At 64.5% G+C, this 19026-nt stretch carries 24 protein-coding genes; 13 read left to right on the forward strand and 11 right to left on the reverse strand.

Annotation, left to right across the window (positions count from 1 at the left end; all coding sequences use genetic code 11):
* Positions 1–14: 14 nt before the first annotated feature.
* Entirely contained in the window at positions 15–317 is a 303-nt protein-coding gene (locus AC25ND_RS18785; protein WP_028692429.1) for a DUF1883 domain-containing protein, read from the reverse strand.
* 164 nt (positions 318–481) lie between these two features.
* On the opposite strand from AC25ND_RS18785, the gene AC25ND_RS18790 reads away from it, so the two are divergent.
* From AC25ND_RS18790 to ahpF, 7 genes are all read left to right on the forward strand, one after another.
* Positions 482–841 carry a hypothetical protein gene (locus AC25ND_RS18790; protein ID WP_486976512.1) on the forward strand — a complete coding sequence of 120 codons (360 nt, stop codon included), beginning with the start codon at positions 482–484 and terminating at the stop codon, positions 839–841.
* 145 nt (positions 842–986) lie between these two features.
* Positions 987–1637, forward strand: a complete 651-nt coding sequence (locus AC25ND_RS18795; protein ID WP_028692427.1) for a c-type cytochrome — start codon at positions 987–989, stop codon at positions 1635–1637.
* Positions 1634–2545 carry a c-type cytochrome gene (locus AC25ND_RS18800; RefSeq protein WP_028692426.1) on the forward strand — a complete coding sequence of 304 codons (912 nt, stop codon included), beginning with the start codon at positions 1634–1636 and terminating at the stop codon, positions 2543–2545. Before AC25ND_RS18795 ends, AC25ND_RS18800 begins: the two co-directional genes overlap by 4 nt.
* A 204-nt stretch (positions 2546–2749) precedes the next feature.
* On the forward strand, positions 2750–3589 hold the full coding sequence (gene galU, locus AC25ND_RS18805) for a UTP--glucose-1-phosphate uridylyltransferase GalU (RefSeq protein ID WP_010223914.1): 840 nt from the start codon (positions 2750–2752) through the stop codon (positions 3587–3589).
* Between the two features lie 96 nt (positions 3590–3685).
* Positions 3686–5041: a glutathione-disulfide reductase gene (gene gorA / locus AC25ND_RS18810; RefSeq protein ID WP_028692425.1), complete on the forward strand. Its 1356-nt coding sequence runs from the start codon at positions 3686–3688 to the stop codon at positions 5039–5041.
* Positions 5042–5290: 249 nt separating this feature from the next.
* Positions 5291–5854: an alkyl hydroperoxide reductase subunit C gene (ahpC, locus tag AC25ND_RS18815; protein WP_008090543.1), complete on the forward strand. Its 564-nt coding sequence runs from the start codon at positions 5291–5293 to the stop codon at positions 5852–5854.
* Between the two features lie 137 nt (positions 5855–5991).
* Positions 5992–7554 (forward strand): alkyl hydroperoxide reductase subunit F, encoded by a 1563-nt coding sequence (gene ahpF / locus AC25ND_RS18820; protein ID WP_028692424.1) that lies wholly within the window; start codon positions 5992–5994, stop codon positions 7552–7554.
* Positions 7555–7632: 78 nt separating this feature from the next.
* On the opposite strand, the gene sstT is transcribed toward ahpF, so the two are convergent.
* Positions 7633–8844 carry a serine/threonine transporter SstT gene (gene sstT / locus AC25ND_RS18825; RefSeq protein ID WP_028692423.1) on the reverse strand — a complete coding sequence of 404 codons (1212 nt, stop codon included), beginning with the start codon at positions 8842–8844 and terminating at the stop codon, positions 7633–7635.
* Positions 8845–8940: 96 nt separating this feature from the next.
* Positions 8941–9834 carry a transcriptional activator NhaR gene (gene nhaR, locus AC25ND_RS18830; RefSeq protein WP_062361178.1) on the reverse strand — a complete coding sequence of 298 codons (894 nt, stop codon included), beginning with the start codon at positions 9832–9834 and terminating at the stop codon, positions 8941–8943.
* Positions 9835–9966: 132 nt separating this feature from the next.
* On the opposite strand from nhaR, the gene AC25ND_RS18835 reads away from it, so the two are divergent.
* Complete coding sequence (locus AC25ND_RS18835) at positions 9967–10206, forward strand: hypothetical protein (RefSeq protein WP_028692421.1); 240 nt, start codon at positions 9967–9969, stop codon at positions 10204–10206.
* A gap of 15 nt (positions 10207–10221) precedes the next feature.
* Positions 10222–10977, forward strand: a complete 756-nt coding sequence (locus AC25ND_RS18840; RefSeq protein ID WP_028692420.1) for a TerC family protein — start codon at positions 10222–10224, stop codon at positions 10975–10977.
* Positions 10978–11058: 81 nt separating this feature from the next.
* Here AC25ND_RS18840 and AC25ND_RS18845 read toward each other — a convergent pair whose 3' ends face one another.
* Positions 11059–11238, reverse strand: coding sequence for a hypothetical protein (locus tag AC25ND_RS18845; protein WP_028692419.1), 180 nt, complete (start codon positions 11236–11238; stop codon positions 11059–11061).
* Between the two features lie 204 nt (positions 11239–11442).
* Here AC25ND_RS18845 and AC25ND_RS18850 point away from each other — a divergent pair, with 204 nt between their 5' ends.
* Positions 11443–12135, forward strand: a complete 693-nt coding sequence (locus AC25ND_RS18850; protein WP_051555746.1) for a peptidase C39 family protein — start codon at positions 11443–11445, stop codon at positions 12133–12135.
* Between the two features lie 80 nt (positions 12136–12215).
* Here AC25ND_RS18850 and AC25ND_RS18855 read toward each other — a convergent pair whose 3' ends face one another.
* Positions 12216–12617: a nuclear transport factor 2 family protein gene (locus tag AC25ND_RS18855; protein WP_062361181.1), complete on the reverse strand. Its 402-nt coding sequence runs from the start codon at positions 12615–12617 to the stop codon at positions 12216–12218.
* Entirely contained in the window at positions 12610–13965 is a 1356-nt protein-coding gene (locus AC25ND_RS18860) for an MFS transporter (RefSeq protein WP_486976513.1), read from the reverse strand. The genes AC25ND_RS18855 and AC25ND_RS18860 overlap by 8 nt, the downstream gene beginning before the upstream one ends.
* A gap of 90 nt (positions 13966–14055) precedes the next feature.
* Here AC25ND_RS18860 and AC25ND_RS18865 point away from each other — a divergent pair, with 90 nt between their 5' ends.
* On the forward strand, positions 14056–14958 hold the full coding sequence (locus tag AC25ND_RS18865) for a LysR family transcriptional regulator (RefSeq protein WP_062361185.1): 903 nt from the start codon (positions 14056–14058) through the stop codon (positions 14956–14958).
* Between the two features lies 1 nt (position 14959).
* Here the strand turns inward: AC25ND_RS18865 and AC25ND_RS18870 are convergent, their stop codons facing one another.
* Complete coding sequence (locus AC25ND_RS18870) at positions 14960–15580, reverse strand: TetR/AcrR family transcriptional regulator (RefSeq protein WP_062573522.1); 621 nt, start codon at positions 15578–15580, stop codon at positions 14960–14962.
* Positions 15581–15743: 163 nt separating this feature from the next.
* Here AC25ND_RS18870 and AC25ND_RS18875 point away from each other — a divergent pair, with 163 nt between their 5' ends.
* Entirely contained in the window at positions 15744–15875 is a 132-nt protein-coding gene (locus AC25ND_RS18875; protein ID WP_139121070.1) for an alpha/beta hydrolase, read from the forward strand.
* Here AC25ND_RS18875 and AC25ND_RS18880 read toward each other — a convergent pair.
* From AC25ND_RS18880 to AC25ND_RS18890, 3 genes are all read right to left on the reverse strand, one after another.
* A complete protein-coding gene (locus AC25ND_RS18880; RefSeq protein ID WP_028692413.1) occupies positions 15865–16107 on the reverse strand; it encodes a hypothetical protein in 243 nt (80 codons plus the stop codon). The genes AC25ND_RS18875 and AC25ND_RS18880 overlap by 11 nt on opposite strands.
* A gap of 154 nt (positions 16108–16261) precedes the next feature.
* Positions 16262–16963, reverse strand: a complete 702-nt coding sequence (locus AC25ND_RS18885) for a YoaK family protein (RefSeq protein WP_028692412.1) — start codon at positions 16961–16963, stop codon at positions 16262–16264.
* 32 nt (positions 16964–16995) lie between these two features.
* The gene (locus AC25ND_RS18890) at positions 16996–17469 is read right to left on the reverse strand and encodes a GNAT family N-acetyltransferase (RefSeq protein WP_088851776.1); all 474 of its coding nucleotides are present in this window, start codon (positions 17467–17469) and stop codon (positions 16996–16998) included.
* A 142-nt stretch (positions 17470–17611) separates the two neighbouring features.
* Here AC25ND_RS18890 and AC25ND_RS18895 point away from each other — a divergent pair, with 142 nt between their 5' ends.
* Complete coding sequence (locus AC25ND_RS18895; RefSeq protein WP_486976514.1) at positions 17612–18346, forward strand: alpha/beta fold hydrolase; 735 nt, start codon at positions 17612–17614, stop codon at positions 18344–18346.
* Positions 18347–18352: 6 nt separating this feature from the next.
* Here the strand turns inward: AC25ND_RS18895 and AC25ND_RS18900 are convergent, their stop codons facing one another.
* Positions 18353–18967 (reverse strand): dihydrofolate reductase family protein, encoded by a 615-nt coding sequence (locus AC25ND_RS18900; protein ID WP_028692409.1) that lies wholly within the window; start codon positions 18965–18967, stop codon positions 18353–18355.
* Positions 18968–19026 lie beyond the last annotated feature (59 nt).

A 19026-nucleotide genomic window follows, 5' to 3' on the forward strand; every position in this document is an offset into this window, starting at 1 on the left:
CGGCTATCCAAGTGTTATCCGAGTTTCGACGACGAGCGACGGACGATCTTGATCTTGTGGCTGAGGGCCGGCTTGCGCGTCACCGAGATCGGGCGAGTGGTCACGGTGTCGATGGTGATGTTCCAGAAGCCAGTGCTCGGCACGGTGATCTTCGCCGGGAAACGCTCGAAGTGGCCGCCGTGGTAGGTGTGGCGCCCGCCATTCTTGAAGCTGCGGAAGTTGGCGTCGTTCATCAGGCGGATGTTGCAGCGCTGGGAGCACTCGATGACGACGATGTCGTCTTCGTTCAGGTGCTCGCGCTGGTGTACGAATTTCATGGGGAGCTCCGCAAGGATTGGTTCAGCAAACGCGAAAGATACCACGATGTGAGGTTACACTTGCGCCCGGGCTGGCCAAGCCAAGGAGATTTCTGCCAGACGTGGGAGCAAAACCGCCTGGATGTGGTCAGAGGATGACTTTGCAGATGCTGGAGACGATGTAGATGAAATGGGTGTTAGCGGCGGTAACGTTGGCCTTGGGGGGCTGTGTCAGCGTGACGGAACTCGAGCAGTCCCACGCGACGCTGGATGTGATCTCCGGCAAGACGCCGCGCGAATATGCCGATTGCGTGAAGCGCAAGCTGGCCGACACGCGTGATCCCTTGCAGGAAGAGGTACGGGGCGATGGCCTGCGCCTGACCGTGCCGCAGAAGGTGTCGGCCGGTGTCGGTCCTGCGGCGCTGCTCGATATCGACAAGCGCGGCAGCGGCAGCGCGATCAAGGTGTATGAACGGCTGAACAACTTCCCGCTGCGCCTGGGTGATGTGCGTACTTCGGCGACCCAGTGCATCTCCGGTTCTTGATCCAGCTCAGTTAATCGGCGATTAGCTGGCGGTTTGCCACTTTCCTTCCCGGTGACGCGTTGTCGCACGTCGGGGATTAGGCCTAGTATTTCTGGGCTTATATCGTTTGAGCCTAAGCTTATAACAAGGAAATGGAGCCTCCGTGATGAAACCCCTGAGCCATGTCGTGATCGGCAGCCTGCTGATCTTGGCCTGGCCCTCGGCGCACGCTGCCGATGGCCAGAAAATCTTCAACCAGGGCGGGCAGAACCCCGCCGCCATGGCCTGCCTGGGCTGTCATGGCCCGGACGGCAAGGGTATCGCCGCCGCCGGCTTTCCCCGTCTCGCCGGCCTGCCTGCCGGCTATCTCAGCAAGCAGTTGCACGACTTTCGCAGCGCCAGCCGCAAGCAGCCAGTGATGGAGCCGCTGGCCAAGGCCCTGGACGATGCCGAAATCGAGGCGGTCAGCACCTATCTGGCCAAGCTGCCTGCCGATGCCGCGGCGGGCACGCGTCGCCAGCAGATCGCCAACGATCCGGTGGCCCGCCTGGCCATCTACGGCGACTGGAGCCGGCTGATCCCCGGTTGCGTGCAGTGTCATGGCCCGGGCGGCAGCGGCGTCGGCGAGCACTTCCCGCCGCTGGCCGGGCAGCCCGCCGCTTACCTGGTGGCGCAACTCAATGCCTGGCGCGATGGCAGCCGCAGCAATGACCCCAACCAGTTGATGGTCAACGTGGCCAAGGCGATGACCGATGCCGAGGTCAAGGCGGTCGCTGACTACTTTGCCCAACCGGCCAGCCAGGAGGTCAAGCCATGAAAGTCCTGATGCCAACCCTGCTGCTGGCCATGGGCACTGCCCAAGCCGCCCCCATCGCCATGGAAGACCAGTCCCAGCTCAAGGTCCCGGGCGTGCAGGCCGCCCCGCAGTTCGTGCCGCCGGCGGAAAGCGCGATCCCGGATAACGCCTTCGGCAAGATGATCCGTGAAGGCCACGCGCTGTTCGTCGATACGCGACGATTGATGCCCGACGCGGTCGGCAACGGCATGAACTGCAGTAACTGCCACCTCGATCAGGGACGTATGCCACATTCCGCGCCATTGTGGGGCGCCTACCCAATGTACCCGGCGTATCGCAAGAAGAACGACAAGGTCAACACCTTCGCCGAGCGCATCCAGGGCTGCTTCACCTTCAGCATGAACGGCAAGCCGCCGGCGGCCGACAGCCCACAGATGACCGCCTTGAGCGTTTACGCCTACTGGCTGTCGACCCAGGCGCCGACAGGCGTGGAAATCGCCGGTCGCGGCTACCCGGAGGTGCCCAGGCCCGAAGGTGGTTATGACTTCAAGCGCGGCAAGCAGGTGTATGACGAGCAATGCGCGATCTGTCACGGTGGCAATGGCGAAGGGCAGAAGGTGGCCGGGGAGTATGTGATGCCGCCGCTGTGGGGCAAGGATTCCTACAATTGGGGCGCCGGCATGCACCGGATCAATACCGCGGCGTCGTTCATCAAGTACAACATGCCATTGGGCAAGCCTGGCAGCTTGAGTGATCAGCAGGCCTGGGACGTGGCCGCGTGGATCAACCGCCATGAGCGACCGCAGGATCCGCGGCTGGTCGAAGGCTCGATCGAGAAGACCCGGCTGAAGTTCCATGCCAACGACGGGGTCAACCTGTATGGGCAGAAGGTCGATGGCGTGCTGATCGGGCAGGGGATCGGCGGCTGAGCCACGGTCATCGCGGGGCATCTTCGAGAGCGGGCCTGCCCCGCGATGACGCTGCCGGTCGCCTGAAATTCACGCCCTGGCGGAACTATCTACACTGGAATATCTCTATGATGGCATCGGCCAGCGCGGGGGGCATTGTAAGGTGAACGCCGCCTGATTAGACTGCGCCGAATTTCGTACGCAAAGCCCTTGTTAAGGACGTATATGATCAAGAAATGCTTGTTCCCGGCAGCCGGTTACGGCACCCGCTTCCTGCCCGCTACCAAAGCCATGCCCAAGGAAATGCTGCCGGTGGTCAACAAGCCACTGATCCAGTATGGCGTTGAAGAAGCGCTGGACGCTGGCCTCAACGAGATCTCCATCGTCACCGGCCGTGGCAAGCGCGCCCTGGAAGACCACTTCGACATCAGCTACGAGCTGGAAAACCAGATCAAGGGTACCGACAAGGAAAAATACCTGGTCGGCATCCGCCGACTGCTCGACGAGTGCTCGTTCTCCTACACTCGCCAGACAGAAATGAAAGGCCTGGGCCACGCGATCCTCACCGGTCGTCCGCTGATCGGCGACGAGCCATTCGCCGTGGTACTGGCCGACGACCTGTGCGTCAACCTCGAAGGTGACGGCGTGCTCAAGCAGATGGTCAAGCTGTACAAGCAGTATCGCTGCACCATCGTGGCGATCATGGAAGTCGACCCGCAGGAAACCAGCAAGTACGGCGTGATCGCCGGTGACCTGATTGGTGACGACCTGTACCGCGTACGCAACATGGTCGAGAAGCCGAAACCCGAAGATGCACCGTCGAACCTGGCGATCATCGGCCGCTACATCATGACCCCGGACATCTTCAAGCTGATCGAGGAAACCGAACCTGGCAAGGGCGGTGAAATTCAGATCACCGACGCATTGATGAAGCAGGCCCAGGACGGCTGTGTGATTGCCTACAAGTTCAAGGGCAAGCGTTTCGACTGCGGTGGCGCCGAAGGTTACATCGAAGCGACCAACTTCTGCTTCGAAAACTTCTACAAGACCGGCAAGGCTTACTGAGTTTCCGGTATTGTGTGAAAAGCCACCTTCGGGTGGCTTTTTTGTTTGCGGCGGCCAACGGCGCTATGCTGGGCGCCTGCCTAGGAGAGTGAATACATGGCCTACGATTTTGATCTGTTCGTGATTGGCGCCGGTTCCGGCGGTGTGCGCGCGGCACGTTTCGCCGCGGGGTTCGGTGCGAAAGTGGCGGTGGCCGAGAGCCGCTACCTCGGCGGCACCTGCGTCAACGTCGGGTGCGTACCGAAGAAGCTGCTGGTGTACGGCGCCCATGTCGCCGACGAACTGGAACAGGCCGCGGGCTTCGGCTGGACCCTGGAAGAGGGGCATTTCGACTGGGGCACGCTGATCGCCAACAAGAACCGCGAGATCGAGCGCCTCAACGGCATCTATCGCAACTTGCTGGTCAACAGTGGCGTGACCTTGCTGCAGGGCCATGCGCGCCTGACCGGCGCCCATGAGGTGGAAGTCGAGGGCCAGCGTTACAGCGCCGCGCATATCCTCATCGCCACCGGCGGCTGGCCGCAGGTGCCGGACATCCCCGGCAAGGAGCTGGCGATCACCTCCAACGAAGCCTTCTACCTCAAGGACCTGCCGCGCCGGGTACTGGTGGTGGGCGGCGGCTACATCGCCGTGGAGTTCGCCGGCATCTTCCAGGGCCTGGGCGCCGACACCACGCTGCTGTACCGCGGCGAGCTGTTCCTGCGTGGCTTCGACGGCTCGGTGCGTACCCACCTGAAGGAAGAGCTGGAGAAGCGCGGCCTGGACCTTGAGTTCAACGCCGACATCCAGCGCATCGACAAGCTCGAGGATGGTAGCCTCAAGGCCACCCTCAAGGACGGTCGCGAGCTGGTCGCCGACTGCATCTTCTACGCCACCGGGCGCCGGCCGATGCTGGATAACCTGGGCCTGGAAAACACCGGCGTCGAACTGGACCCGCGCGGCTTCATCCGCGTCGACGAGCAGTACCAGACCACCGAACCGTCGATCCTGGCCATTGGCGACGTCATCGGCCGTGTGCAGCTCACCCCCGTGGCCCTGGCCGAAGGCATGGCCGTGGCCCGGCGCCTGTTCAAGCCCGAGCAGTACCGCACGGTCGACTACCAGAACATCCCGACTGCGGTATTCAGCCAGCCGCCGATCGGCACCGTGGGCCTGACCGAGGAGCAGGCGCTGGCCGCCGGGCACAAGGTGCAGATCTTCGAGAGCCGCTTCCGCGCGATGAAGCTGACCCTCACCGATATCCAGGAAAAGACCCTGATGAAGCTGGTGGTCGACGCAGAAACCGACAAGGTGCTGGGCTGCCACATGGTCGGGCCGGATGCCGGCGAGATCATCCAGGGCCTGGGGATCGCCCTGAAGGCAGGTGCGACCAAGCAGCAGTTCGACGAGACCATCGGCGTGCACCCGACCGCCGCGGAAGAGTTCGTGACCATGCGCACCGTCACCCGCTGATACGCGTTTATCCCGGATCGCGGGGCAAGCCCGCCCCCACGCCTGAAAACCTTCTGGCGTGGGGGCGGGCTTGCCCCGCGATGCATTTTGCCCCCGCAATCCTTTGCTCAGCCCAATCCCTTCTATTAATAATCCCGCCTTATAGCCAAAACCAATCACCAGCATGAGCTTTGCCAATGAGCCTTCATCGGGACCAGCGGTTAGGATTCTCTCCGTCAACTGATTTCAACCCATGAAGGAGCGTCTCTCATGCCAATCATCAACAGCCAGGTCAAACCGTTCAACGCCACTGCTTTCCACAATGGCGAATTTGTCCAGGTCAGCGAAGCCGACCTGAAAGGCAAGTGGTCCGTCGTGTTCTTCTACCCGGCCGACTTCACCTTTGTCTGCCCGACCGAACTGGGTGACCTTGCTGACAACTACGCTGAATTCCAGAAACTGGGCGTGGAAATCTACGGTGTGTCCACCGACACCCACTTCACCCACAAAGCCTGGCACGACACCTCGGACACCATCGGCAAGATCAAGTACCCGCTGATCGGTGACCCGACCCACGTCATCTCGCGCAACTTCGACGTGCTGATCGAAGAAGCCGGCCTGGCCGATCGCGGTACCTTCGTGATCAACCCGGAAGGTCAGATCAAGATCGTCGAAATCAACGACGGTGGTGTAGGCCGTGACGCCAGCGAGCTGCTGCGCAAGGTCAAGGCTGCCCAGTACGTTGCCGCTCACCCAGGCGAAGTCTGCCCGGCCAAGTGGAAAGAAGGCGAAGCCACTCTCGCGCCGTCGCTGGACCTGGTCGGCAAGATCTAAGGCAAAGCCTTTGATCATGCGCCAATCGCGGGCGGTAGACAGCCGCCAAAGCTGAAGCAGTTACCGCCCCGTAAAAACGCCCGGGCGATCTCGCCTGGGCGTTTTTGTATCCGAGTTTTGAAAAAGGAATCGCCCGTATGTTGGACGCCACGCTTAAATCGCAACTGAAAACCTACCTGGAGCGGGTCACCCAGCCGATCGAGATCGTTGCCTCCCTCGACGACGGCGCGAAGTCCCGCGAACTGCACGACCTGCTGGTGGAAATCGCCGGCCTGTCGAACCTCATTACCTTCAGCGCGGATGGCAACGACGCCCGTCGTCCTTCGTTCTCGCTGAACCGCCCGGGAGCCGAGATCAGCTTGCGTTTCGCCGGCATCCCCATGGGGCACGAATTCACCTCCCTGGTGCTGGCGCTGCTGCAGGTCGGCGGCCACCCCTCCAAGGCCAGCGCCGAAGTGATCGAGCAGATCCAGGCGCTGGAAGGCGAGTTCACCTTCGAAACCTACTTCTCGCTGTCGTGCCAGAACTGCCCGGACGTGGTCCAGGCGCTGAACCTGATGGCGGTGCTCAACCCCAATGTGCGTCATGTCGCCATCGACGGCGCGCTGTTCCAGGATGAAGTGGAAGCCCGCAAGGTCATGGCGGTGCCGAGCATCTACCTGAACGGCGAAGTGTTCGGCCAGGGCCGCATGGGTCTGGAAGAAATCCTCGGCAAGATCGACACCAATGCTGGCGCTCGCCAGGCCGAGAAGATCAACGCCAAGGATGCCTTCGACGTGCTGGTGGTCGGGGGCGGCCCGGCCGGCGCCGCCGCCGCGATCTACGCCGCGCGCAAAGGCATTCGCACCGGTGTTGCTGCCGAGCGCTTTGGTGGCCAGGTGCTCGACACCCTGGCGATCGAGAACTTCATCTCGGTGCAGGAGACCGAAGGGCCGAAGCTGGCCACGGCCCTGGAAGAGCACGTCAAGCAATACGACGTCGACATCATGAACCTGCAGCGCGGCGAAGCGCTGATCCCGGCCACCGATGGCGGCTTGCACGAAGTACGCCTGGCCGGCGGCGCCTCGCTCAAGGCCAAGACCGTGATCCTCGCCACTGGCGCCCGCTGGCGTGAGATGAACGTGCCGGGTGAGCAGCAATACCGCGCCCGTGGCGTGGCCTACTGCCCGCACTGCGACGGCCCGCTGTTCAAGGGCAAGCGCGTGGCGGTGATCGGCGGTGGCAACTCCGGCGTGGAAGCGGCCATCGACCTGGCCGGCGTCGTCGCCCAGGTGACCCTGATCGAATTCGACAGCCAGCTGCGCGCCGATGCCGTTCTGCAGCGCAAGCTGCACAGCCTGCCGAACGTCAAGGTGATCACCAGCGCGTTGACCACCGAGGTGGTCGGCGATGGCGAAAAGGTCACCGGCCTGCGCTACAAGGACCGCACCACCGACGCGTCGCACGACCTGGCGCTGGAAGGCATCTTCGTGCAGATCGGCCTGCTGCCGAACACCGATTGGCTCAAGGGCACGGTCGAGCTGTCGCCGCGTGGCGAGATCATCGTCGACGCCAAGGGCCAGACCAGCATCCCGGGCGTGTTCGCCGCCGGTGACGTGACCACCGTGCCGTACAAGCAGATCGTCATCGCCGTGGGCGAGGGGGCCAAGGCCTCGCTGGCGGCCTTCGATCACCTGATCCGCACCTCGGCGCCAGCCTGATCGCCAGGCGCCGCACATGAAAACGCCGCCATTCCCTGAGGGATGGCGGCGTTTTCATTGCCGGCGGTAACGCCGCGATCAGGCGCCGCGTTGTTCCATTGCCTGGCACGCTGCAGCGGTGAACAGCACGTCGGTGGAGGAGTTCAGCGCGGTTTCCGCCGAGTCCTGCAGCACGCCGATAATGAAACCGACCGCCACCACTTGCATGGCGATCTCGCTGGGGATGCCGAACAGGCTGCAGGCCAGCGGAATCAGCAGCAGCGAGCCGCCGGCCACGCCTGATGCGCCACAAGCGCAAACCGCCGCCACCACGCTGAGCAGCACCGCGGTCGGTAGGTCCACCGGGATACCCAGGGTGTGCACGGCGGCCAGGGTCAGCACGGTGATGGTGATCGCCGCGCCGGCCATGTTGATGGTCGCGCCCAGCGGGATCGACACCGAATAGGTATCCTCATGCAGGCCGAGTTTTTCCGACAGCGCCAGGTTGACCGGGATGTTGGCCGCCGAGCTGCGGGTGAAGAACGCGGTGATGCCGCTCTCGCGCAGGCACAGCAAGGTCAGCGGGTAGGGGTTGCGGCGGATCTTCCAGAACACGATCAGCGGGTTCATCACCAGCGCCACGAACAGCATGCAGCCGATCAGCACGCCGAGCAGGTGCAGATAGCCGAGCAGCGCGTCCAGGCCCGATTGCGCCAGGGTGGCGCTGACCAGGCCGAAGATACCCAGCGGGGCGAAGCGGATCACCACGCGCACGATCAGGGTCACGCCGTTGGACAGGTCCTCGACCACGGTGCGGGTGGTGTCGTTGGCATGGCGCAGGGCCACGCCCAGGCCGATGGCCCAGGTCAGCACGCCGATGAAGTTGGCGTTGAGCAGCGCGTTGACCGGGTTGTCCACGGCGCTGAGCAGCAGGTTCTGCAACACCTCGCCGATACCGCCGGGGGCGCTCAGCGTGGCGTCGCTGGCGCTCAGTGCCAGGTTGGACGGGAACAGCATGCTCGCCGTCACGGCCACCACCGCTGCGGCGAAGGTGCCCAGCAGGTACAGCCAGAGGATCGGGCGGATGTGGGTTTCCTGGCCATGGCGGTGGTTGGCGATCGAAGCCATCACCAGGATGAACACCAGCACCGGCGCCACGGCCTTCAGGGCGCTGACGAAGACCTTGCCGAGGAACGCCAGGTCGCGGGCCACGGCCGGGGCGAGCAGGGCGAGGAGAATGCCGGCCACCAGGCCGATGCAGATCTGCGTCACCAGGCCGGTGCGGTTGATGAGGCGGAGGATGGGGGTCATGTGCAGCGCAATCCAGTTACGTGAAAGCGCGCGACTTTATCACAGACCCGCAGGGCATATCGTGGCAACGGGCCTGTCCCGCGATCACCGGCCGATCTACCAGTGAAACAACTCCCGCCGCGCGCCCTCGGTGATCGCCAGGATCCCCGGGTGCTTGACCTTGCGCTCTACCGAAATGGCGTAGAACGACTCGTTCACCGCCTCGGTCTGGCCGATCAGCCTCACGCCGTACTGGCGGCAGACCTCCTCGGCGATCACGCTGGGGGCGACGAAGATGCCGCTGCCCGACTGGCCGAAGGCCTGCATCAGCGCGCTGTCGTCGAACTCGCCGACGATGCGCGGCTGCACCTGCTGCTCGGCCAGCCAGCGCAGCAGCCGGCTACGCACCACGGTCTCCTGGCCGGGGATCAGCAACGGTGCGTCGTCCAGGCAGGCGGGGAAGGGCCGGTCGAGGCGATCGGCCAGCGTGGGCGTGGCGAAGAAGCTCAGGCCGCATTCGCCGAGTTTCTGGCTGTAGCCCTTGATGTCCAGGTGGCTGGGCATGGGGCTATCGGAGATCACCAGGTCCAGGCGCTGGATCGCCAGGTCCGCCAGCAACCGTTCGAGCTTGTCCTCGCGGCAGCTGATGCGCAGCACCTCGTCCAGCTCCATGGTCGGCGCCAGCAGGCGGTAGACGATGGACTTGGGCACCACGTCGGCCACTCCCACGCGAAACAGGATCTGCTCCTGCGGCCCGGCCCGCAGCATGGCCTCCAGTTCGCCGCCGATCTGGAACATCTGTTCAGCGTAGACCAGCGCCTGGCGCCCGGTCTCGGTCAGCTCCAGCTGGCGGCCGACGCGCTGGAACAGCTCGAGGTTCCAGGTCTGCTCGAACAGGCTGATCTGACCGCTGATGGTCTGCGGGGTGAGGTTCAACTGCTCGCTGGCGCGGGCGATGCTGCCGGTCTTGGCCACGGCCCAGAAATAGTGGAGCTGGCGGTAGTTGAGCATGGCCTTTCTCGGTTCGGGAAAACCGAAGTATACACGCTGAAAAAACGAATTTTCCGGATGTTTCAGCCCCTCTAGAATGCCATTCCATCAGGCGCATGACGCGCCGCCCGGCATTCGACAAGCGAGGACCCCATGCTACAACTCAAATCCATTGGTACACCGCTGGTGCTGGCACTGGCCCTGCTCGCCATGTCCGGTTGCGACCAGGCCGAGAAATCCGCCCAGCAGATGCTCGACCAGGCCGCCGAAACCGCCAAGCAGGCCATCGACAAGACCAACGACGCCGCCCAGCAGGCCCTGAGCGACGCCATCGGCGGCGATGCCGAGAAGGCCAAGGCCGAAGACGACAAGAAAGACACCCAGGACATCTGAGAGCAGGACTGACCAATGGAATATTTGCTGGAACTCGCCGCAAGCCCCACCGCCTGGGTTGCCCTCGCCACCCTGGTGGCCATGGAGGTCGTGCTTGGCATCGACAACCTGATCTTCATCTCCATCCTCACCAACAAGCTGCCTGAGCAATACCGCTCCAAGGCACGCCGTATCGGTATCAGCATGGCCCTGGTCATGCGCCTGGCGCTGCTCAGTACCGTGGCCTGGATCGTTCAGCTGACGGAGCCTGTGGTCGAGGTGTTCGGCCACACGTTCTCGTGGAAGGACATGATCCTCATCGCCGGTGGCCTGTTCCTGCTGTGGAAGGCGACCAAGGAGATCCATGAAAGCGTCGACCCTCACGGCGCCAAGGAAGAGTCCAAGGTTGGCAGCACCGTGACCATCGGCTTCACCGCGGCGATTTTCCAGATACTGCTGCTGGACATCGTCTTCTCGATCGACAGCATCATCACCGCCGTGGGCATGACCGAGCACCTGCCGATCATGATCATCGCCGTGATCAGCGCCGTCATCGTGATGCTGGTAGCCGCCGACCCGCTGGCCAAGTTCATCAACGACAACCCGACCGTGGTGATGCTGGCCCTGGGCTTCCTGATCATGATCGGCATGACCCTGATCGCCGAAGGTTTCGGCGCACATGTGCCGAAAGGTTATGTGTATGCGGCCATGGCGTTCTCCACGGCGATCGAGATCCTCAACATCCTGGCGCGTCGGGCACGCTTGAAGCGTGAGGCGGCCGAGGGCAACTGAGCCGCAAGCTACAAATGATAATAAGCAAGAGGGAGCCTGGGCTCCCTCTTGTCGTTCATGGCTCGAAGTGTGTAGATGCTGTCAATGAGCCCCGGCATGGCGTCGGACACGGCGCATGGGCTGGGCCTTGGCCAGTGCATGGGGTGGCAGGTGATGAGGGTGGGAATGCCGGCGCACGATGCGCAACACCCCCCAGAGCATGGCCGCCGCAACGCTGAGCCACATGCCGACCAGCATTAGAATTGCCATTGTCAGGCTCATGTGTGCCTCCTTATCTCTGGCGAGCCAGACTCGCCATCCAGACACAGCTTTAGTCTAGCCCGTCGCCTGTGACGTTCCATTGACCGAAGGTCTAGTCCTTGGGTTGTTTTGTTCCAAGCCCGCGCCGGGCTATACCCGCAGGCGCCAGCGTCCTATGATCGGCTTCTTGGTCGGGCGCTGCCTGCCTGACCGCGGAACAAGCGAGTGTCCACGTTGCAAAAGCTCTCCAAGTTTCGGGCCCTGGGCCCACGTCGCCTGCTGGCCGCCTGCCTGGTGGTGGCGACCCTTTCCGGTTGCGCAAGCTCGCCGCCTGCCGCGCTCAAGGGCCTGGCGCAGCGGGTCGAGATCAGCAGCGTGCCGTTCTATCGCGGCAACGCCAACCACAGCGGCTCGATGGCCCTGGCCGCGGTGCTGTCGCAACAGGGCGCGCCGATTACCCCGGGCCTGCTCGACAAGGCGCTGGGCCTGCCCCAGGCCGCCGAATCGCTGGATACCGGCATCCCCCGGGTTGCCCGCGAGTATGGCCGGGTGGTGTACCCGCTGGACAAGCACCTGGACGCCTTGCTCGCGCAGGTGGCCGCCGGTTATCCGGTGCTGCTGCGCTACCAGGAAGGTTCGGCCTGGTGGAGCGAGACGCGCTACGCCGTGTTGATCGGCTATGACCGCTACAAGCAGCGGGTGCTGTTGCGTTCGGGCATGCATCGACGGCAGTTGATGGCCTTCGATGATTTCGAATCGGCGTGGGCCAAGGAGGGCAGTTGGGCGGTGCTGCTGCAGTCGCCACGGCAGCTGCCGGCCGAGGTGGATCGCCAGCGCTGGTTGCGGGCGGCGGATGAGCTGGCCCGTTCAGGGCAGGAGATTGCCGCCAGGCAGGCGGTTGCCAGCCTGGGCCAGTGATGGCTTGGCCAGTTGCAGGACGCCGCCTGCAGTTCAAACGTGCCTCTACCGATCGAATGAGAGCATTGTCGCGAAAGGGCTTATTGGATCGCCGTCTCGTGCAGGCAGCGCCACACCACCCCACGGTCGCTGCATTCGAGCAATGCCAGCGACCAGCGTGCCCGTGTCACGTCCTGCGCGCGGTGGGTTTCCTTGTAGCGCACCGCCACATTCACCCCGGCCTGCCACACCACTTGCACATCGCCGACCGTGATCTGCAGGCCGGGCCGTGTGCCTGCGGCCCCCTTGAACAACTGCTCGACCTGCTGGCGGCCCACTAGCCTGCCTGTCGTGCCCACCATGCTGAAATCGTCGGCGAACACCGCCATCAGGCCGCCGAGCACCGACTGGGTCTCGGCCGCCGACCGAGTGAAGATCATCTGGATCAGTTCGTGGACGTGATGAATGCTGCGTTCGGCGCGGGCAATCGCGTGTTCAGGCATGGGCGTGGTTCTCCTTGGGCAGTGTGTTCAGTACCAACAATGGCAGCAGCCCCAGCAGCGCGGCCAGGGCAAAGGTCAGGCGATAGGCCGAAGACGCGTCCAGGTCCACCAGCAGCAGGTTGAAGATCATCAGCAGCAAGGCTGCGCCGGCGCTGAAGGCCATCTGTCGATTGAGGTTCCACAGTACGCTGGCCTGCTGCATCCGTTCGCCGCTGAAATCGAGCAGCGCGGTCGTCTGGGCGGTGTTGGCGCCGACGCCGCCGCCGATACCCATGAGGCCGTAGGCCGCGACCAGCGCGGCGCTATCCGTCGGCGTGGCGACCCATATCAGCAGGCTGATACCCAGGCTGTGCAGAAGCAGGCCGAGCAGCAGCAGGCGGACGGCACCGACGCGGTTGTACAGGCGGCCGGTCACCAGCATGGCGGCCAAGGCTCCGGTGGCATAGACCAGCATGAACAGGCCGGTGGCCTGGGCGCTCAGTTTCAACACGTCCTGCAGGTAGAAGATGTTCAGCAGGTTGACCCCAGTGAACACACCGGGGATCGCATGGTAGACCTGCATCGAGACCCGCAGACGAGGGCTGCCGAGCAGCTTGAGTTCGACGATGCCGCCGGCCGAGCGTCGGTAGTGGGCGCGGTACAGCAGGGCGCAGGACACGCTGGCCAGCAGGCAGGCGATGGTCAGCGCGAGGCCATGGCCAGCGCCGTACAGCGACAGACCCAGCAGCAGGCAGGCGAGGGTGGCGCTGACCAGCAGCAATCCCTTGAAGTCCGGGCGGGAGGCTGTCGGGCCGGGCGTCTGGTCAATCCAGGCCCAGGCCAGCGCCGCCGTCAGCAGGGCCAGCGGAATGTTGCAGTGGAAGACCCACGGCCAGCGGCCATGGTCGACGATCATCCCGCCGAGGGTCGGCGACAGCGCCGGCGCCAGTAGCGCCACGGCCATCACCAGGGTGGACACGCGGGCGCGCTCCGGGCCCTGGAACCGCTCGAAGGTCAGCGCTTGCCCCACAGGGATCAGCAGGCCACCGGCCATCCCCTGGAGCAGACGCCAGGCGATCAGCGCGGCGAAGCTTGCGGCTTCCCCACAGCCCCAAACTGCCACGCTGAACCCCAGCATCGCGGCGCACAGCAGGCGCCGCGCGCCCCAGTGGGTCGCCAGCCAGGTGCTCACCGGCACGGCCAGGGTCAGCCCGAGCATGTAGGCGTTGCCGACCCAGGCGCTGCTGGCATTGCCAATGGCGAACTGGTCCGTGATCCGCGGCAACGCCACGGTCGGCATGAACAGGTTGATGCAGTCGATGAAGAAGCCCATCAGGAAGATCGTTGCCACGCGATATCGGTACGTCATTGCCACTCCTTTTCGGCGCGCAGCGTAGGTGCCGTGGACTGTCCCCGTCGATATCGCTACCCTTGAAACTCTGTTTGATGGAAGTGAACAATGCCGCGCACGGCCCTCCACACCCAGCTCAACCGGGTGCAGACGTTTCTGGCGGTGGTCGATTTCGGCTCCTTTACCAAGGCGGCGGACTTTCTCGGCATCAGCAAAGCCATGGCCAGCCAGCACGTCAAGGCGCTGGAGCAGGCCCTGGGAGTGACGCTGCTGGCGCGCAGCACCCGTTCCATCGCCCTGACCGAAACCGGCCAAGGTTTCTACGAAGACTTCAAGGTGATCGTCAGCGATGTCGAAGGCGCCTTCGACAGTGTGCTGCGCCGGCACAATGGGGTATCAGGCCGACTGCGCATCAGTACCACCGGGGAGTACGGCGAGCGCTTCATCCTGCCGCTGATCCCGGTGTTCGCCGAGCGCTACCCAGCGTTGTCGATCAGCTACGAGACCGACTCGTCGCTGAGCGACCTGATTGCCGAACGGCTCGACCTGGTGGTGCGCCTCGGTGCCCTGATGGACTCGAACCTGCGCAGTCGCAAGCTGGCTGACTACGACATTCTGCTGGTGGCCTCACCGCCCTTTCTCGCTCGCCATGCCATCACCGAGCCTGCCGACCTTGCGCAGGTACCCTGGATCGCCAATAGCAACCTGCGCAGCCCGACCAGTTGGACCTTGCACGCAACGCGCAGTGGCAGTGCGAGCGTGGTGGGCAAGGCGGTCTACCAGTCCAATGCGTCCCACGCCATCCGGGCGATGGCCTGCGCCGCGCTGGGCGTGGCAGTGCTGCCTGCCTGGCTGGTCGAGGAGGATCTGGACGCCGGCAGGTTGCGGCGCGTGTTGCCGGACTACAGCCTGCCGGCGCAGCCCATCAGCGTCGTCTACCCGAACAGCAGCCATGTGCCGCACAAGACCCGGGTGTTCATCGACTTCCTGTGCGAGCACCTGGGGCGCTAGTTCATGGCTCCAGGCCGATACCGCGCAGGATGACGCCGGTGACGGTCTGCACCGCTTGCTCGAACGCCACGTCGGACAGCGACTCGCCGCCATTGAGCAGGTTGACCTGGTAGCCGAAGTCGGCGTAGTGCTGGGTCGCGGCCCAGATCATGTACAGCAGCGCAGACGGCTCCACCGGCAGGATGCGGCGTTCCTCGACCCAACTGCGGATCTTCGCTTGCTTGAGCTGCGCCCAGGGCACCAGGATTTCGTCCAGGCTGGCGCCGAGCAGCGGGGCGCCGTGGAGCATCTCCTCGGCCCAGATCTTCGAGCCCAGCGGCCTTGAGCGCGAGTGGCCCATCTTGGCGCGGATGTAGCTGGTCAGTACCACCCTGGGGTCGTCGAAGCGCTCGAAGCACAGGGCGTCCTGCTTCCACACATCCAGCAGGTCCTGCAGCACGGCGCGGTACAGCTCGTCCTTGGTGCTGAAGTAGTAGTGCAGGTTGGAGCGCGGCAGTTGCGCCAGCTCGGCGATATCGCCCATGGAGGTGGCGCCGTAGCCCTTGTCGGCGAACACCTGCTCGGCGGCTTGCAGGATCTTCTCGACGTTGCGCCGGCGGATCTCGATCTTGTGGTTGGCCATGGGCTGTCCGTGGTGACCTGAACAGGGCAAGGCTAACAGCTTTGCCAGGGCCAAGGTTAACGGCCTCGCGCTCCTGCAGAGAAACGTGTAAACCCTGGCTGCTCGGCAGCAGGGTCAATGCCTGGCGCAGGCGCTCGACGATCGACTCGGTGCGCTGCTGACGATGCGGGGGCACGCCGACGCGTTGCAGGGCGTAATCCTGCCGGGTTGCGGGCATTTCGTGGTGGAGGAAGGGCCGGTGTCGTTCAACGAGCACCTGCTGGCGCTCCTGGAGGAGGTCGAGGTCAACCGCTGATCGCGGTCCTGGCCCTGGCGGCGTCGGTCACCACCTGCGGGCGGCCGGCGCGCGACACCGCCAGTTTGCGCTGCTCGTACTCTTCCAGACTCAGGCCCTGACGTTGCAGCGCTTCGAGTTGCAACTGGCGAGTTTCCTCGGCGGTATAGGGGCGCTGCTCGGGATGACTGGCACAGCCGCTCAGCACGGCGATGGCCAGGGCAGCGAGGAGGTGGCGGGCGGTGGTGTTCATCGGGGCGGTTCCGTGAGCCTGGGGTTCGAGGGTGTCGAATCGATGAGCTCAGGTTATTGGCCACGTTGACGCTTTGGAAATTGCTGCGCTCGATAGTGACTATTGAAGGATAAGCATATCCTGCCGCTACGGGCTTGCGCTGTCTGGTCCGTCCTCAGCGCGGCATGTAGCCCAGTTGCCAGGCCCGTGGAATGAACACCGTCACCAGCGCCAGCAGGCAGGCCAGGGCGCAACTGGCCGCCAACGCCTGCAAGCCAAGCCGCTGTTGCAGCCAGGCGCCGAGCGCGGCGCCCAGCAGCATGCCGCTCCAGGGTACCAGTTGCACTCGCCAGCCATCGCGCCGCTCACCCAGCAGCCAACGTCCCAGGCCACGGCCGAAGCGCGACAACGCGCCGGTGACGTAGGTCAGGCCGATCGGCAGGCCGTTCACCTGTTCGACCACGGCATTGAGCATGCCCATGGCCAGGGTGGCTGCGATCAGCGCGGGGAAGGTGATCGACGCCGGCCAGGCCGCGGCGAAGGCCAACAGGGTGGCGACGATCAGCAGCAAGGGCGCGGCGCGCCGGTTTAGGCGCCGGGCCAGCAGGACACCCAGGGTATTGCCCAGCACGAAACCGAGGATCGCCAAGGCCAGACGCAGGATCAGCGCCAGGTCCGCCTGGCTGATGGCCACCGCCAGGCGCGTGGTGTTGCCGCTCATGAACGAGACGAAGTCGCCCAACGCCAGCAGGCCGATGGCATCGGTCATGCCGGCCAGCACCGAAAGCCCGGCCACCAGCCCCAGGCCGACCCGCCCGCGCAAGGCCTGCAGGCGGACGCGGCGTGCACTGTGCAGGGAGGGGGCGGTGGGCAGCATGGGACGGGTCTCCGGGGCAGGGGGCTCTGATCTTATACCCGGACCATGGCCTTGCGCATGGGGATGCAGGACAGTTCGAGGCCAAAGGGCGACTGGTAGGTCGATTGTGCCTCGCCGACGTAGCCGCAGCGGCGATAGAACGCGGCGGCGTTGAGGGTGGCATCCAGATTGACCGTTTCCAGGCCCTCGGCCCGGGCGATGCCTTCGAGGTGTTCGACCATCCTGCGGGCGATGCCCTGGCCCATGAACGACGGCAGTACGAACAGTGCGCCCAGTTCGCCGCTGTGCAGGTCGAGCATGCCGGTGGCGACGATCGTGCCGTCCACGCAGGCAAGGTGGAAATGGTCGGCGACCAGGGCTGCGTAGCCCTCGGTGAACGGTACGTCGGCCCAGGCCTGGGCCAGCGTGTCGCCGTAAGCCTCGGCGCACTGGTGCAGGATTGCCTGGCGGCGGATGGTGTAGGTTTCCAGTGCGTCGTGGCGGCTGGCACGGCGAATGTCGAGCATCGGTTCCCTCCCGGTTGAACCTGGATGATAACAAGGGCATGCGGGAAAACGCTCATTGGCGCGGCGCAATGGGATTGTGCTGTTCAATAACCGTGGCAGGTCGCATGCTGCGGGTCCCGCAAGCACAGTGTCGAGGCAGGCTATGGATACGCCCGTGGTAATGCTCAATGGCCTGATCGGCTGCTTGGATCACCCGACGTTTCAGCGCACCCTGCGACCCAGGAAGGTGTTCGCCCCGGACCTGCTCGGCTATGGCGGCTTGGACGACACGCCATCGACGCTGGTCGATATCGACGCCCAGGTCGAGCACCTGCGGCAGATCCTGCTGGCGCGCAACTTGCCCTATGTGAACCTGCTCGGCCACTCCGTGGGTGGAGTGGTGGCGATGCTGTTCGCCCGGCGCTATCCAGCCAGCGTGGCGAGCGTGATCAGTGTCGAGGGCAACTTCACCTTGAAGGATGCGTTCTGGTCGGCATCGGTGGCGCGCATGGCCCCAGTCGAGGCCGAGGCATTGCTGCTAGGTTATCGTGACGATGCCTCTACCTGGCTGGCCCGCTCCGGCATCGTGGCCAATCCTGGGCGCCTGGCCCTGGCGGACCAGTGGCTGGCCCACCAGGGCGCGGGCACGCTGCAGGCCATGGCGCGCTCGGTGGTCGCGGTGACCGGCTTACCAGGTTATCTGGTGGAGCTGCGCACGTTGTTCGCCACGAAACCGGTGCACCTGGTCGCCGGCGAACACTCACGGGCTGGCTGGGATGTACCGCACTGGGCCGAGGAGCAGGCGGCCAGTTTTACCGTGCTGCCGCGTGCGGGGCACCTGATGATGCTCGAAGACCCGCAAGGCTTCGCCAACGCCATCGCCCGCCTGCTCGACTGACCGAGCTCAGAACGATCCTGTCTGTACCTCGCCGCTGCGCACGTAATGCGCCAGCAGTACCCCGTTGGGCGTGCTGCTCGATTCCACCAGCTTGAAGGCTGCAGCCTGTGCATCGTCACCGAACAGGCGCTTGCCGCGCCCCAGCAGCAGGGGATGGATCAACAGGCGCAGTTCGTCCACCAGCCCGGCCGCCAGCAGCTGGCGTACCAGTTCACCGCTGCCTTGGGTCAGCAGCGCCGGGCCGTCCTGTTGCTTGAGCGCGCGCACCGCGCCTGTCACATCGGCACCCAACGTGTGGCTGTTTTGCCACTCGATGGATGCGGGGTGGTGGGTGGCGACATGCTTGGCCACGCCATTGAACAGGTCGGCCAACGGACGATCCGGCGCCTCGGGCCCGACTTCTGGCCAGAACCCGGCGAAGATGTCGTAGGTGCGCCGCCCCAGCAGCAGTTCGAACGGTTGGCTGAACAGGGTTTGCATGGCCTGGCCGAAGGCCTCGTCGGCCAACGGCGGGATCCAGCCGCCATGGGTGAAGCCGCCGCTGGTGTCCTCCTGCGGACCGCCGGGGGCCTGCATGACGCCGTCGAGGGTGATGAAGGCGGCGACGATGAGCTTGCGCATGGGATGAATCTCCTCGGGTGGGTGTGCTGGATAGTCGAACGGGGTTGGCGAGAATCGAC

The organism is Pseudomonas sp. P110(2024), from assembly GCF_057480795.1.

Bases quoted from the DNA above. Each gene is read 5' to 3' on its own strand.
- ahpF (WP_028692424.1), top strand. From the start codon at position 5,992: ATGTTGGACGCCACGCTTAAATCGCAACTGAAAACCTACCTGGAGCGG.
- AC25ND_RS18785 (WP_028692429.1), bottom strand. From the start codon at position 317: ATGAAATTCGTACACCAGCGCGAGCACCTGAACGAAGACGACATCGTC.
- AC25ND_RS18855 (WP_062361181.1), bottom strand. From the start codon at position 12,617: ATGCCTGAACACGCGATTGCCCGCGCCGAACGCAGCATTCATCACGTC.
- AC25ND_RS18795 (WP_028692427.1), top strand. From the start codon at position 987: ATGAAACCCCTGAGCCATGTCGTGATCGGCAGCCTGCTGATCTTGGCC.
- AC25ND_RS18865 (WP_062361185.1), top strand. From the start codon at position 14,056: ATGCCGCGCACGGCCCTCCACACCCAGCTCAACCGGGTGCAGACGTTT.
- galU (WP_010223914.1), top strand. From the start codon at position 2,750: ATGATCAAGAAATGCTTGTTCCCGGCAGCCGGTTACGGCACCCGCTTC.
- AC25ND_RS18895 (WP_486976514.1), top strand. From the start codon at position 17,612: ATGGATACGCCCGTGGTAATGCTCAATGGCCTGATCGGCTGCTTGGAT.
- gorA (WP_028692425.1), top strand. From the start codon at position 3,686: ATGGCCTACGATTTTGATCTGTTCGTGATTGGCGCCGGTTCCGGCGGT.
- sstT (WP_028692423.1), bottom strand. From the start codon at position 8,844: ATGACCCCCATCCTCCGCCTCATCAACCGCACCGGCCTGGTGACGCAG.
- AC25ND_RS18845 (WP_028692419.1), bottom strand. From the start codon at position 11,238: ATGAGCCTGACAATGGCAATTCTAATGCTGGTCGGCATGTGGCTCAGC.
- AC25ND_RS18835 (WP_028692421.1), top strand. From the start codon at position 9,967: ATGCTACAACTCAAATCCATTGGTACACCGCTGGTGCTGGCACTGGCC.
- AC25ND_RS18875 (WP_139121070.1), top strand. From the start codon at position 15,744: ATGCGGGGGCACGCCGACGCGTTGCAGGGCGTAATCCTGCCGGGTTGC.
- AC25ND_RS18890 (WP_088851776.1), bottom strand. From the start codon at position 17,469: ATGCTCGACATTCGCCGTGCCAGCCGCCACGACGCACTGGAAACCTAC.
- AC25ND_RS18900 (WP_028692409.1), bottom strand. From the start codon at position 18,967: ATGCGCAAGCTCATCGTCGCCGCCTTCATCACCCTCGACGGCGTCATG.
- AC25ND_RS18870 (WP_062573522.1), bottom strand. From the start codon at position 15,580: ATGGCCAACCACAAGATCGAGATCCGCCGGCGCAACGTCGAGAAGATC.
- AC25ND_RS18840 (WP_028692420.1), top strand. From the start codon at position 10,222: ATGGAATATTTGCTGGAACTCGCCGCAAGCCCCACCGCCTGGGTTGCC.
- AC25ND_RS18860 (WP_486976513.1), bottom strand. From the start codon at position 13,965: ATGACGTACCGATATCGCGTGGCAACGATCTTCCTGATGGGCTTCTTC.
- AC25ND_RS18885 (WP_028692412.1), bottom strand. From the start codon at position 16,963: ATGCTGCCCACCGCCCCCTCCCTGCACAGTGCACGCCGCGTCCGCCTG.
- AC25ND_RS18880 (WP_028692413.1), bottom strand. From the start codon at position 16,107: ATGAACACCACCGCCCGCCACCTCCTCGCTGCCCTGGCCATCGCCGTG.
- AC25ND_RS18790 (WP_486976512.1), top strand. From the start codon at position 482: ATGAAATGGGTGTTAGCGGCGGTAACGTTGGCCTTGGGGGGCTGTGTC.
- AC25ND_RS18800 (WP_028692426.1), top strand. From the start codon at position 1,634: ATGAAAGTCCTGATGCCAACCCTGCTGCTGGCCATGGGCACTGCCCAA.
- ahpC (WP_008090543.1), top strand. From the start codon at position 5,291: ATGCCAATCATCAACAGCCAGGTCAAACCGTTCAACGCCACTGCTTTC.
- nhaR (WP_062361178.1), bottom strand. From the start codon at position 9,834: ATGCTCAACTACCGCCAGCTCCACTATTTCTGGGCCGTGGCCAAGACC.